This is a genomic window from Sphingobacterium griseoflavum, assembly GCF_014653155.1.
Classification (GTDB): Bacteria; Bacteroidota; Bacteroidia; order Sphingobacteriales; family Sphingobacteriaceae; genus Sphingobacterium; species Sphingobacterium griseoflavum.
This window is the reverse complement of the sequence record NZ_BNAF01000009.1, coordinates 92,045-104,932: the sequence shown is the minus strand read 5'-3', so window position 1 is coordinate 104,932 and position 12,888 is coordinate 92,045. Positions and strand designations below refer to the sequence as shown.

Sequence of the window (12,888 nt, the reverse complement as noted above, 5' to 3'; positions counted from 1 at the left end):
TTATACCTAGAGTTAGGAAACAATTTGGAAAAGAAGGGTCAAAAAGGTTTTAGGCGATGTAAAAAAGAATAATACCCTGGAATTATTTGGCGCTTCTTACCATCGTAAATTGGATGTTTAGGTTGTTCAGAAACGGGCCTAAATAGAGACAGCGCTCCCAAAATGAGCACAAATAGCGGCAATATATAATCGGGATAGGGGATCACCCGATACTCTTCATAGCGAATTTTAACATCATCCGCCTCTTTGTCAATAGGTAAATCAAGCACATCGTCCAGCACAAACTCCAAAAGCGACTCGCCGTTCATCAAATAATCGTCATCGATTTCGGGATTGTTTACGCTAGCTTCGTAACCGAGTATATTCATATAACTCAGTAAAACGATATAGTGAACTAGTTTCAATACCATGCTAGGCAAAGCTAAGAAGCATGTTGGAAGGAGACAATGTCTTATTGTAAAAAACCTGTTAACAATGATCGCCGGCAGTCAAAAAGATGTTACAAGCTAGTTGCAGCATCAACTTACTACCAAACTAAACATGCAGATCTTGCCGATTTGATGGCAAGATCTGCATGTTTCCAGCGAGCAGTTTATTGCGATGAATGCTTGAAGGTTTATCTTTTTCCACCACCTGCAATCTTTGCGATAATCCAAACAACAACAGCAACAACCAACACAACGAGGATAATACCAGACCAGACCCCTGCTTTAAAAATTCCGCCAATAACTTCACAACTCGTCAACATCGTGATTGCCATAGCAAACACCGTAAAATAAGAGAATCTTTTCATAATATGCTTTTTAAAAAGATAACAACGATATCATAAAAATGTTGATCTGAAAATTGGATTTTTTAGGGAAAAAGAAAAAAAGCCCAAAATATCCATCGCAGCTTGCTATTATCTTATACCCGGCCGCTAGTAATCCTTTACATAAAATATTTGCTACATCGGGCCCTGATCCCAAAGTTACGCTTTTGTCTGGCCAAGCTTTCGTCTGCTATCCAGCAGTCGGATTCAAACTATGGCTGTTTCAAAATTTATTTCACCAACCCAACGAGCACCCTGATGTACAGGATGGTAATTTCGTGAATAGTGTGTATCTTCGTCCATTAAATTTTAAACCGTAATTTAAAAATGAGCAAAATCCGCTATAAGTACCATTCAAAATATCCTTCTATTACTGATTTAAAGATCAAGGCTAAATCCCGAATCCCTAAATTTGCGTTTGACTACTTAGAGGGCGGCTGCAATGAAGAGCTCAATTTGATCCGTAATGAAAGTGATTTTGATGATATCTTGCTAAAACCACAATACCTCCATGTCGCTGGGGATATCGACATGTCGGTCGACCTTTTCGGACGTCGATACAGCGCTCCTTTTGGTATCTCACCAATAGGCCTTCAAGGGTTGATGTGGCCAAATGCGCCAGAAATCTTAGCAAAAGCGGCTGCAAAGCACGACATTCCATACACATTGAGCACCGTTTCAACGAGCAGCATTGAACGGATTGCAGAAGTGTCCGACGGGAAAGCTTGGTTTCAGTTGTACCATCCCACCGAAGATAGGTTGCGCGATGATCTGCTAAGAAGGCTTAAAGAGGTGGAATGCCCTGTACTGGTTGTATTGGTGGATGTTCCTTCGTTTGGTCTTCGGTATAGAGAAATAAAAAGTGGATTATCCATGCCGCCAAAAATGAATATGGCGAATGTTGTGCAGGCCATGATGAGACCTTTATGGGGCATAAAAACCCTGCAGCATGGCATCCCTTCTTTCGCCACCTTAAAACCATATATGGAAAAAGGGCTGGATCTCAGCCAGCTCGGACAATTTATGAACAAAACCTTCACCGGAAAGGTGAATATCGAGAAAGTCAAGGCAATCCGTGATATTTGGAAAGGGCCATTAGTGCTAAAGGGCATAACAACGGAAGAAGACATGGATGCTTCCATCGCATTGGGTGTGGATGGCGTTATCGTATCCAACCATGGCGGCCGACAGATTGATGCTGGCGAATCTTCCATTCAATCCCTTATTCATTTAGCAAAAAAACCTGCATACAACGATAAAATCAAGATCATGCTAGATGGCGGTATCCGTTCCGGCGTAGATTTGGGAAGAGCACATGCCGTGGGTTCAGCTTTCAATTTTATGGGGCGACCTTTTATGTATGGCGTAGGTGCTCTTGGCGACGAAGGAGCAGAACACACGATCAATCTATTCAAAGCTCAGCTCTATCAGCTCATGCAGCAGCTCACCTTAGAAAAAATCGATCAGTTTCCAGGACGCTTGCTTCAGCGATAACGTCTTAAACAACTCGCATGAGCAAGCGCATTGCAGCAGCCGTAAACCCGGCCTTTGCAATGCAGCTTTTTCCATGGATATCCTCCAAAATCTATTCTTATCTTTGCAACATGATAGTTGCTGAAAGATACCATGATATATCCTGCGGACATCGTGTTGTGGGCCACGAAGGAAAATGTCGATTTCTCCATGGACATAACTACCGCATCCATTTCACCGTGCTAGCTCAGGCGCTGGATGAGGTTGGACGTGTAGTAGACTTCTCCGTAATTAAATCCACTCTTTGTGCCTGGTTAGAAGAGCATTTCGACCATAAATTCTTGATTTGGGAAAAAGATGAGCTGCTTCCTGCACTAAAAAGCATTGTAGCAGATAGTTTAGTTGTGGTACCATTCAACCCAACGGCAGAAAACCTTGCGCGCTACCTTGTAGAAGCCGTCGGCCCAGAGCAGCTGAAAGATTATCCTGTTCAGCTGATTTCCTGCAAAATAGAGGAGACCGCTAAATGCTCAGCAACATTTAGTTTGTGAACGACCTGTTTGCGCTATCGGAAAGATGACGATCTTTCCGGTGAACAGCAAAACTCGGTGTGGCAGATGTCTTAGCTATTCTGTCCAGTATCACCCCTCCCATTTCGGCATATTGCTTTTCCATAAAGGATTATCTTTTACGCTATGGTTCAATCTTCGACCGCTATTAAAAGTGCCCGCTATTTGCGCATAATCTTATTCGTTCCAAAGTGGATAATCAATATAACCATGTTTTCCACCCCCGTATATGGTAGCCCGGTCCGGCTCATTGAGCGAGGCATTGTTTGCAAATCGCTCAGGTAGGTCAGGATTTGCGATGTACAACTTGCCGAAAGAAACAAGTGTCGCAATTCCTTTTTCAAGTTCTGCTTCAGCAGAAGCTTTATCATATCCTCCGTTAGCAATAACTGCCTGCCGAATCTTACTGCCAAAAAAATCAATCTCGTTCTCCGCGACGTAATGATCTGGCGAAGCGAAATTGGGATTTCGCCTCATAAGTTCTACGTAGGCAAAATCAAGTTTGTTCAGTTCTTGGATAAGGTGGGTATAGGTGCGCGCAGGGGCGTCCATCACGATATCACCATATGGATGGAAAGGAGATATTTTGATACCGACCTTTTCACCGCCCACCGCACCAATTAATTCTTGTATCACCTCCAAGACAAATCGGGCATTGTTGGGGATATTGCCGCCGTAGTGATCGGTCCGTTGGTTAGCACTTTCTGCCAAAAATTGATTGGGCAAATAGCCGTTGGCTGCGTGTAGCTGGACTCCGTCAAACCCTGCCGCGATAGCATTTTTTGCAGCTTGTCCGTAATCTTTAATCGTCTGCTGAATCTCGGAAACACTCATTTCCCGAGGTATTTCGTATTGCTTCATCCCTTGCGAGGTAAAATGCTGCATTCCGCGGATTGCTATGGGTGATGGCGCAAATGGAAGCTTGCCGTTTCTATCTATAGAATGTGCCAGACGACCGGTGTGCCAAAGCTGGGCTATGATGATACCGCCTTTTTCGTGTACGGCTGCTGTGACCTTTTCCCAAGATGCTATTTGCTGCTCCGTAAAAATGCCGGGGGTGAACGGACTGCCGGTAGCATCTTCGCTGATTCGGATGGCTTCGGTAAGCAGCAAACCAGTACTTGCCCTTTGGCGATAGTATGCTACTGTCATATCCCCCACCAAGCCATTTATGTCGGCGCGGCCCCTGGTCATCGCTGCCATGGCCATACTATTTTTTAATCTAAGATTGCCTAACTGTATTTTTTCTAAAAGTTTCATATTGATCTGTTTTAAAACTATTCCGATGGATAACATGCCGGTGTCTCAACCTCATTCTCCAATCCTCTGCTATCCGTAAATCTGTCGTTGAGTACCTCCGTCTTGCCATTTACGGAAGATACTTTTTACCTCGCTCCAAGTGAGATATTTTTGTATTTTTGGCCCAAACAAAAATATATAAAGAGTACATTGAAAAAGTTATTAGCAATATTAAGTAAAGCAGGTTTCGACGGCTTCTTGTTGATGATAGGCACCATGATTTTGCTGGCCTATTTTGTGCCGCAGCCAGGCATGGTTAAGGAACCTATTTCACTTGAAGAAATTGCCAATGCAGGCGTCTCATTGATTTTCTTTTTTTATGGTATGCGTTTGAGTGTTGAGAAACTAAAGGCAGGCCTTGCAAACTGGAAAATGCATATTATCGTCCAACTAACGACCTTTTTGTTTTTTCCGCTTATCGTTTTGGCTGTTCGCCCGCTGTTCGTCCATACCGACTTTGAATTGTTATGGCTGGGGGTATTTTTTCTGGCAGCCTTACCGTCCACGGTTTCCTCTTCCGTCGTTATGGTCTCCATCGCCAAAGGCAACATCCCCGCTGCCATTTTCAATGCGAGTATTTCCAGTTTGATCGGCGTAGTCGTTACGCCGATTTGGGTGGGGCTCTTCATCGCATCCGCAACCGGCAATTTTGATGTCACTGATATCATCATCAAATTGATTCTTCAAGTTTTGTTGCCTGTTGTCATTGGCATCGCTCTAAACGCACGCTTTGGCGTCTTTGCCGAAAAATACAAGAAACAACTCAAATACTTCGATCAGGCAATTATACTTACCATTATCTACACATCGTTTTGTAAGTCGTTCTCCGAACATCTTTTTGAAGGCTTTACCGCCCTGGAGCTTGCCGGACTCGCCGCAGCAATGATGATCTTGTTTTTTGCCGTATTCCTGTGTATCGGACTGCTCAGTCGCCTGTTTGGCTTTTCGGATGAAGACCGAATTACCGTCTTGTTTTGCGGATCTAAAAAGTCTTTAGTACACGGCACCGTCATGTCTAAAGTACTCTTTCAGCATAGCACCATCACTGGCATCGTACTGTTACCTCTCATGCTTTACCATGCCTTGCAATTGATTGCCGCCAGCGTCATCGCTCAGCGTATGGCGCGACGAAAGGAGTAATACGACTATTTACTCTTTTTCCATTATCATTTTTCGGGAAGGAGTATCGTTCGAAAGGTTTATCCATGACGAATGATATCTGTTCATTTAATAGTCCGTAGCGTCATCATGTTGAAAACTACGGACTAATAAACGTAACGGTTTTCCGCTAATCAATCATGTCATTAAACAGCAAACTCTTTCCGAATAATTTCTGCTCCTCCACTTAATGCACTAAGCTTACCACGCGCAACGTCCCGAGACAAAGGAGCCATACCGCAATTTGTCGAAGGGTAAAGATTCTCGATCGCGACAAACTCTAGCGTTTTGCGTAGCGTATTTGCCACTTCTTCAGGCGTTTCAATGGTATTGCTTGCCACATCAATAGCACCCACCATCACTTTCTTCCCACGAACCAGCTCAATTAAATTTAAAGGCACATTAGAGTTGTGGCATTCCAACGACACAATATCAATAGTAGACTTTTGAATTTTAGGGAAAATTTCTTCGTACTGACGCCATTCTGAACCTAATGTTTTTTTCCAGTCATTATTGGCCTGTATCCCATAGCCGTAGCAAATATGCACCGCAGTTTCACAGTTCAAACCTTCGATAGCTCTTTCTAAGGCTGCCATTCCCCAATCACTCACTTCATCAAAGAATACATTGAACGCAGGTTCGTCAAACTGTATGATATCTACCCCGGCATCTTGTAGCTCTCTTGCTTCTTGATTGAGTGCTTTCGCGAATTCCCAAGCTAGCTTCTCCCTACTTTTATAATGGTTGTCGTACAACGTATCGACCATTGTCATAGGGCCTGGCAATGCCCATTTTATAGGTTTATCCGTTTGTTGACGTAAGAATCTTGCGTCATCGACAAAGACTGCTTTTTGACGAGCTACTTCACCGACAACAATGGGTACACTGGCATCATAACGGTCACGGATTTTGACAATTTTACGATTTTCAAAGTCTACACCGCTCAAATGCTCTATAAACGTGGTAACGAAATGTTGACGTGTTTGCTCCCCATCACTAATGATATCTACCCCTGCCAATTGTTGTTCTTGTAATGCAATGCGCAAAGCATCTTGTTTCCCTTCAAGCAACTGATCACCGTCTAACTTCCAGGGCGACCATAGTTTTTCCGGTGGCGCTAGCCAAGCCGGCTTAGGCAGACTGCCAACAATTGAGGTTGGTACTAATTTCTTCATGTAGAATAATGTTATGATGTTATTTTAATCGAAGAGCGAAATTGGCAGACCATTGGTCCAAAGCACTTTTATGTGGCTTAATGAAATGCTCTTCCGCAAATTTACCCTGCTGAATAGCTAGTTGGCTGCGCTCCTCTCGGTTGTATACGATTTTTGTCAACGAATGGTCCTGATTTTTCAAACTTGGTTTGTAGCATACTCCAGCTACGGAATTGGCATTATAGATTTCTGGTCTATAAATCTTCTGAAAAGTTTCCATCGTACTAATGGTGCTTATTAATTCAAGATTGGTATAATCGGCAAGCAAGTCGCCAAAGAAGAAAAACGCCAATGGTGCAACACTGTTAACTGGCATAAAATACCGAACCTGCAAGCCCATTTTTTTGAAGTATTGTTCTGTTAACGATGAGTCATTAGGCTGGTATTCGAAACCCAATATGGGGTGATGATTTCCTGTACGTTGATACGTTTTATTGTCCGAAACACTTAAACATATAACAGGTAGTTTGTTAAACTGCTGTTTGTAAGCTTCGGAACTAACGAAATGTTTAAATATATTACCATGCAAGTCGCCAAAACCTTCAGGAATACTGAACCTATCTTGACCTTTATTATGCTCCAAAAGCAACACGCTAAAATCGTAATCCCGCACGTAAGAGGAAAAGTTATTTCCCACAATACCTTCAATGGATTTGCCCGTATAATGATCAATAATATGCGTTTTCAAAATCTCGATTGAAGGGAACACCGTTCCACTGCCATCGATATCGATATCAACGGAAACAATTTCCAATTCAACAGCATAACGATCGCCATTGGGATTATCCCAATTTGCCAAGCTATTGAAGCGATTGTTAATCATATTGATCGTGTTGCGCAGATTTTCCTGACGGCTCGCTCCGCGGGCCAAATTAGCAAAGTTGGTCGTGGTACGGGTACTGTTCGATGGTATATAGTCCTCATTAAAATAAATGCTCTTTAATGTGAACGTAAACTCGGATTTGATGGTGTCCAGGGTGTTTTCCATATAGTCGTTTAATTTATTCTTGCATCCTTTTCCATGAACACTTTCACTTCTGAGGATTCAGTTATTTTATCTTGCTAATTTCGAAATAAAAGATGAATTAATCTGATTATCATTAAAATCAGATAATTATTCTCGAAAAAACACAGGAGAAGATAAATATTCTTTTTTTGGATATAAAAAAGCGCAGAAACAGAATATTTATCTTTCGAAAGATGGGCTGTTTTGCACATTGCGCGCACGGACGTTGAACATGTCGCATGATTCCTGTCCCATACGGCATCTTCCCGATGCTAAAAACCAAAACTATTTCCCACCTACCGTTGCTCCAAAACTATTTTTTATTTCTGCCATTACGAAAGTGCTATGCGTGCTACCTATGCTATCGACAGATCCAAGCTTGTTAAACACAAAATCCTGGTAATGTTTCATGTCGCGCACCGTTACCTTTAAGAGGAAATCATAATCGCCCGAGATATTATAGCATTCTGTAATCTCGTCGATTACCATGATATCTGTGACGAATCTATGGCCTATGCTACGATCATGCTGCTTTAGTTTAATATTACAAAAGACCGTAAAGCCTTGGTTAAGCTTCTCAGCATCGAGTATAGCAATATACTTTTTGATATAACCTTTTTTTTCCAGCCTTTTAACCCGTTCAAATACGGGAGAAGCTGAAAGGTTTACCATTTGGGCAAGTTCTTTTGTCGTATAATTGGAATTCTTATGCAGTATGTTTAGTAGTTGTATATCAATGCTGTCTACACCATCTACAGAATAAATTTCTTCCATATCGTTGTTTTTTGACTTTTCTAATCATCATTGTTTTGCAACGGTCACAAAATTAGAATAAAAAATCTTACCAACCGAAGTTTATCACCAAAAAAAACTTGAAGACCATGTTTATACCGTTAAATTTTCTACAACGCAGGAAACCAACCTTTATAGCTCGCGCAATACCGAATTCATATGCCTCAAATCAAGCAGCTACCAATAGTTTTTTGGTAAACAACCAGCCGCAATACGCTAATTATTAACCGATTTGAGTCAACCACTAATGAACCCTATAGAAATCCCGAACATTCCAAGCGACCGAACTCGGAGTTTTTACGATAAAGCCCCACACAAAGAAATCGTTATATTTCCGTCCTGGATCAACGCAGTTCCAGTAACACCGGGCAATGATCAGAGTGGATAGCTGTAGGAATGATTTCGGCTGCAACGAGCCGATGTTCCAGCGCTTTTGAGATCATGTTGTAGTCGATCCGCCAACCCAAATTTTTGGCCCTTGCTCCTGCACGGTAGCTCCACCATGTGTAATGGTGTGGATCGTCATGTAGATGCCTGAAGGAATCAATATAGCCTGATTGTATGAAATGCTCCATCCATTCGCGTTCGGCAGGCAAAAAGCCTGAACTATTTGCGTTGGACTTTGGGTTATGTATATCGATTGCACGATGACAAATATTATAATCGCCTGAAACGACTAAGTTTGGTCTCTCTAACAACAGTGCATCACTATATTCTTGGAAATCAGCTAAAAATTTATACTTAAAATCTTGGCGAACGTCCCCTGTCGTGCCTGATGGAAAGTAAACACTCATCACCGAAACATCATCAAAATCGGCACGAATCATGCGTCCTTCGAAATCATAATCTTCGTGTCCACAACCATATTCCACGTGCCTCGGCGTAATCTTGGTGAAGATTGCCGTGCCACTGTACCCCTTTTTTTGGGCAGGATACCAATAGTGCTCATAGCCCATTTGTTCCAAAAATAAGATCTCTGGAATTTGATCTTGTGTAGCTTTTATCTCTTGCAGGCAAATTACATCGGGATTTACCTGATGGAGCCAACCCAACCAATCTTTTTTTAAAGCGGCACGCAGGCCGTTGACGTTGTACGTTATGATTTTCATTAATATTTCTGAGAAGAGAAAAGGTCTGCTATTTTCGTGAAGAATCCGTTCTTAGGTGGCAATCCGGCGGCTTCCCGCTCCAAATTCAGCGCTTCCCTTCGAGAAAGCACCACCATGGACATGCGTACATTAGAAACAGGTCGATCGCGCTCGTCGGTCCTGACTTCAGCAATTCGGTCAATCGTCTCCAAACCACTTAGAAGCTCGCCAAAAACAGTATAATTGCCGTCCAAATGGGGTGTCCCTCCCACCGTGGTATATGCCTGCCGCTGGGCAGCAGTAAGCTTCTTTCCTTTCAACCTTATCTGTTCGATCGAGTCCAGACCTGCTTCAGTAAATACGCGGCCTTGTACCAAATAAAATTGCGATGCTGAAGACTGCTTGGCCGGATTATCGTCCCGAGCCGCACCGATGGTTCCCTTTTTATGGATCAAACCCTCTTGGATTTCTGCTGGAATAGTGTAATCCGGACCGCCATTGCCCAACGCTTGCTTTTCCGCAGCATAACGGGAGTCGGGGTCGCCTCCCTGCACCATGAACTGCGCAATAACACGATGAAAGAGCAGGCTATCGTAATAACCATCGCTAACCAACCGGACAAAGTTGTCTCGATGCTTGGGTGTTTCGTTGTACAGCTTAAGCAAGCATACGCCTTTATCAGTCGTTATCTTTACATAATGGAATACGGGTGTTTTTCCAAAAACCGACCCCATAGAAAACACCACTAAACATATGGACACGATCTTTCTAATAATTTGATTCATCATACGATATTTATTGCTTTTTATAGGGTATAGGTATCCTCAAAATAATCGACTATTAAGGATTTCATGATGAGCTCCTGCTCCAATAAAGTATAGTTCGGAATTGGCTTTATCAGCTCCCAATGCGGCCAACCATCGGCGTCCAAGCCTTTCAATTCATAAAACCCCATCGCGCTAAAAAGCCTACATGTGGCAATATGCATAAGTTCCTCCTTTTCTCGTTTGGAAAAAGCTTGAGGCCCCTTTCCAAGCTCTTGCACACCGATCAGGAATAAGACGACCTTTATATCGGGCTGCTCCATATCGAAGTCCCGAGCGAGTGTAACCTGTAAATCAGACCACTTCTTATTTACTTCAGCTATTTTCATTTGTTGTTTGAGTTTTGGCGCGTCTATGCCGGTACAACAATATCCTTATGTTTCATGCATGGTACGGCGCAAGACAAAAATAGGAAATTATGGAAAACTTTACGTTACCTATACACCGACAAGCACCATTAGACCGATCAATTAGTACGCGTTGTATCGACCAGCTCATTAAGTAGCTCTCGACAACGATTTTCGACCAGATGGTACACGGGCTCAAACAATGATTCGTCAAAGTACGGATCTGGCACCACACCTTCCAACAAAAACATCTTCACCTTCCCTCTTTCTTCTTCGTTGCGCGCCAGTGCAGTAACGTCGCGGTAATTACTCTCGTCCATCACGAAAATATGATCGTATTGATCAAAAAAATCGTAATCAAATAACCGCGCACGCTGAGCCGCAATGTCAACGCCATACTTCTTAGCAACGGATACCGAACGTCTATCCGGACCTTGCCCTACATGCCAGTCCCCGGTACCGGCGGATTCAACCGTCCAATCCAACCCCTCTTCTTCTACTAAATGAGCCAATATTCCGTGCGCCAGCGGCGACCGGCAGATATTGCCTAAACATACCATGAGAATTTTCATTGCGCTAAAATAACATATTCATTCATAAGAAAAGGCAGGTCGCTCCTGCGATCTGCCTTTTCTACATACTAAACTTAGATTTCCTAATACTCTACGGGGAAATTGAATTCAACCGTGCCGCCTTCCGACACACCCGTAATCCGCACTATGTTACGTTTTGTTGCTGCCAATGCTGACTCGACATCATCAACATTATTCACGGGTTTTCCATTGACATGGGTCACGATGAGCCCTTTTTCAACTCCAAAATACTCAAACATGCCACCACGGTGTACTTGGGTAATTACGACCCCAGAGTTGGCGCCAAATTTTTTCTTTTGGGCATCAGTAGCTGGCGTAAAACTAGCCCCTAGTTTATTAAAAATTTCTGTTGCACTCTTGCTGTTCTCAATTTCTTCAGCAGATTTTTTTGCTTCCTGCGCTTTCAGTGTAACCGTTACGTCTCGCTCCTTACCTTCGCGCTTATAAGTCAGCTTTAATTTGTCGCCAGGGCTTAGCCTCGCCACGCGCTCTTGCAAATCTGAAGAGGAGAAAATCGGAGAACCTTCAACCTTCGTGAGTATATCGCCTTTTTTAATGCCCGCTGCTGCTGCTGCTCCATCTTTAACCACATCAGCCACGTATAAACCATTGACGTCGTCTACATTCAATTCCTTACGTGCTGCCTCGTCCATTTCACGGAAATTAACACCCACATATCCACGTTGTACAGTACCAAATTTCTTGAAGTCATTGACTATTTTCTTCACCAAGTTAACAGGAATGGCAAATCCGTATCCGGCATACACACCCGTCGGAGAAGCAATAGCAGCATTAATTCCTATCAGCTCTCCCTGCGCGTTTACCAATGCCCCGCCACTATTTCCTTTATTGATCACAGCGTCTGTTTGAATAAACGATTCGACGGCTGTACGCACCAATGGTTCCTGTGGTCCATAGCCATAAGGAGATCCCTGACCCTGTCCTTGGTCACCTAAAATACCGATCTGACGTCCTTTGGCACTGACAATACCCGCCGTAACGGTAGACTGTAAGCTTAGGGGATACCCTACGGCCAATACCCACTCTCCTATGCGAACATTATCTGAATCACCAAACTTGACAAATGGCAGATCTTTGGCATTAACTTTTACCAGCGCCAAATCAAAGTCCGGATCACGGCCAATCACCTTTGCCTCTAACGTACGCTGATCTGTCAGCTGTACTTCAATTTTATCCGCGTCTTCGACTACGTGGTTGTTCGTGACGATATATCCATCGGGAGACACCAAAACGCCAGATCCAGACGCCATCGCTTGGCGCGGTTGCGAACGGCGTTGCTGTGGCATACCGAAAAACTCCTCAAACATATCGAACGGGGATCCACCACCACCACGTTGCGATTGCCGCACCGACATTGTTACCTTGATGTGTACGACACCGGGTGACACAGCCGCCGCTGCCTGCGTAAAATCGGGATTCCCCGTAGATGATAAAATTTCCGCTCCCGGATTATTTGCAAAATAAACTTTTTGTTGCTCCTCCAGTGTCATCTTCCCGAGTTGTTTATTCTCGAAAATCTTGTAGCCACCGATAGCCACCGCACCCCCGACGAAGGCTGTTATTAAACTTACTCCTATCTTCTTCATGTTACTAATTGCTATAAATCTCTATTTTAAAAAAAATCTTTTAGTTTTACACTATTGTTAAAGGTTAAGTCAAATGTAATACCATTAGAAATGGCATGCCCACTTTT

General features: G+C 43.2%; 15 protein-coding genes. 3 read left to right on the top strand and 12 right to left on the bottom strand.

What is annotated here, in order from left to right:
• Window positions 1-38: 38 nt before the first annotated feature.
• Entirely contained in the window at window positions 39-368 is a 330-nt protein-coding gene (locus tag IE165_RS12820) for a hypothetical protein (protein WP_189627028.1), read from the bottom strand.
• A gap of 248 nt (window positions 369-616) precedes the next feature.
• The gene (locus IE165_RS12815; protein ID WP_189627027.1) at window positions 617-793 is read right to left on the bottom strand and encodes a hypothetical protein; all 177 of its coding nucleotides are present in this window, start codon (window positions 791-793) and stop codon (window positions 617-619) included.
• Window positions 794-1,138: 345 nt separating this feature from the next.
• On the opposite strand from IE165_RS12815, the gene IE165_RS12810 reads away from it, so the two are divergent.
• Together IE165_RS12810 and IE165_RS12805 are read left to right on the top strand one after the other, a co-directional pair.
• Complete coding sequence (locus IE165_RS12810; RefSeq protein WP_189627026.1) at window positions 1,139-2,305, top strand: alpha-hydroxy acid oxidase; 1,167 nt, start codon at window positions 1,139-1,141, stop codon at window positions 2,303-2,305.
• 17 nt (window positions 2,306-2,322) lie between these two features.
• Window positions 2,323-2,835, top strand: a complete 513-nt coding sequence (locus IE165_RS12805; RefSeq protein WP_229826549.1) for a 6-pyruvoyl trahydropterin synthase family protein — start codon at window positions 2,323-2,325, stop codon at window positions 2,833-2,835.
• Here IE165_RS12805 and IE165_RS18575 read toward each other — a convergent pair.
• A complete protein-coding gene (locus tag IE165_RS18575) occupies window positions 2,825-2,959 on the bottom strand; it encodes a hypothetical protein (RefSeq protein ID WP_262891179.1) in 135 nt (44 codons plus the stop codon). The genes IE165_RS12805 and IE165_RS18575 overlap by 11 nt on opposite strands.
• 71 nt (window positions 2,960-3,030) lie before the next feature.
• On the bottom strand, window positions 3,031-4,113 hold the full coding sequence (locus tag IE165_RS12800) for an alkene reductase (protein WP_189627025.1): 1,083 nt from the start codon (window positions 4,111-4,113) through the stop codon (window positions 3,031-3,033).
• A gap of 189 nt (window positions 4,114-4,302) precedes the next feature.
• Between IE165_RS12800 and IE165_RS12795 the strand changes: the two genes are divergently transcribed.
• On the top strand, window positions 4,303-5,292 hold the full coding sequence (locus IE165_RS12795; RefSeq protein WP_189627024.1) for a bile acid:sodium symporter family protein: 990 nt from the start codon (window positions 4,303-4,305) through the stop codon (window positions 5,290-5,292).
• A gap of 164 nt (window positions 5,293-5,456) precedes the next feature.
• On the opposite strand, the gene IE165_RS12790 is transcribed toward IE165_RS12795, so the two are convergent.
• The 8 genes from IE165_RS12790 to IE165_RS12755 form a co-directional block, all read right to left on the bottom strand.
• Window positions 5,457-6,485: a methionine synthase gene (locus IE165_RS12790; protein WP_189627023.1), complete on the bottom strand. Its 1,029-nt coding sequence runs from the start codon at window positions 6,483-6,485 to the stop codon at window positions 5,457-5,459.
• Window positions 6,486-6,504: 19 nt separating this feature from the next.
• Entirely contained in the window at window positions 6,505-7,512 is a 1,008-nt protein-coding gene (locus IE165_RS12785) for a DUF1852 domain-containing protein (RefSeq protein WP_229826548.1), read from the bottom strand.
• 303 nt (window positions 7,513-7,815) lie between these two features.
• Window positions 7,816-8,304 (bottom strand): Lrp/AsnC family transcriptional regulator, encoded by a 489-nt coding sequence (locus IE165_RS12780; RefSeq protein WP_189627022.1) that lies wholly within the window; start codon window positions 8,302-8,304, stop codon window positions 7,816-7,818.
• 362 nt (window positions 8,305-8,666) lie between these two features.
• Window positions 8,667-9,431: an exodeoxyribonuclease III gene (locus IE165_RS12775; RefSeq protein ID WP_189627021.1), complete on the bottom strand. Its 765-nt coding sequence runs from the start codon at window positions 9,429-9,431 to the stop codon at window positions 8,667-8,669.
• The gene (locus tag IE165_RS12770; protein WP_229826547.1) at window positions 9,431-10,198 is read right to left on the bottom strand and encodes a peptidylprolyl isomerase; all 768 of its coding nucleotides are present in this window, start codon (window positions 10,196-10,198) and stop codon (window positions 9,431-9,433) included. Before IE165_RS12770 ends, IE165_RS12775 begins: the two co-directional genes overlap by 1 nt.
• 17 nt (window positions 10,199-10,215) lie before the next feature.
• Window positions 10,216-10,563 carry a hypothetical protein gene (locus IE165_RS12765; protein ID WP_189627020.1) on the bottom strand — a complete coding sequence of 116 codons (348 nt, stop codon included), beginning with the start codon at window positions 10,561-10,563 and terminating at the stop codon, window positions 10,216-10,218.
• A gap of 137 nt (window positions 10,564-10,700) precedes the next feature.
• Window positions 10,701-11,153: a low molecular weight protein-tyrosine-phosphatase gene (locus IE165_RS12760; RefSeq protein WP_189627019.1), complete on the bottom strand. Its 453-nt coding sequence runs from the start codon at window positions 11,151-11,153 to the stop codon at window positions 10,701-10,703.
• A gap of 83 nt (window positions 11,154-11,236) precedes the next feature.
• A complete protein-coding gene (locus IE165_RS12755; protein WP_189627018.1) occupies window positions 11,237-12,781 on the bottom strand; it encodes a Do family serine endopeptidase in 1,545 nt (514 codons plus the stop codon).
• Between the last annotated feature and the right edge of the window lie 107 nt (window positions 12,782-12,888).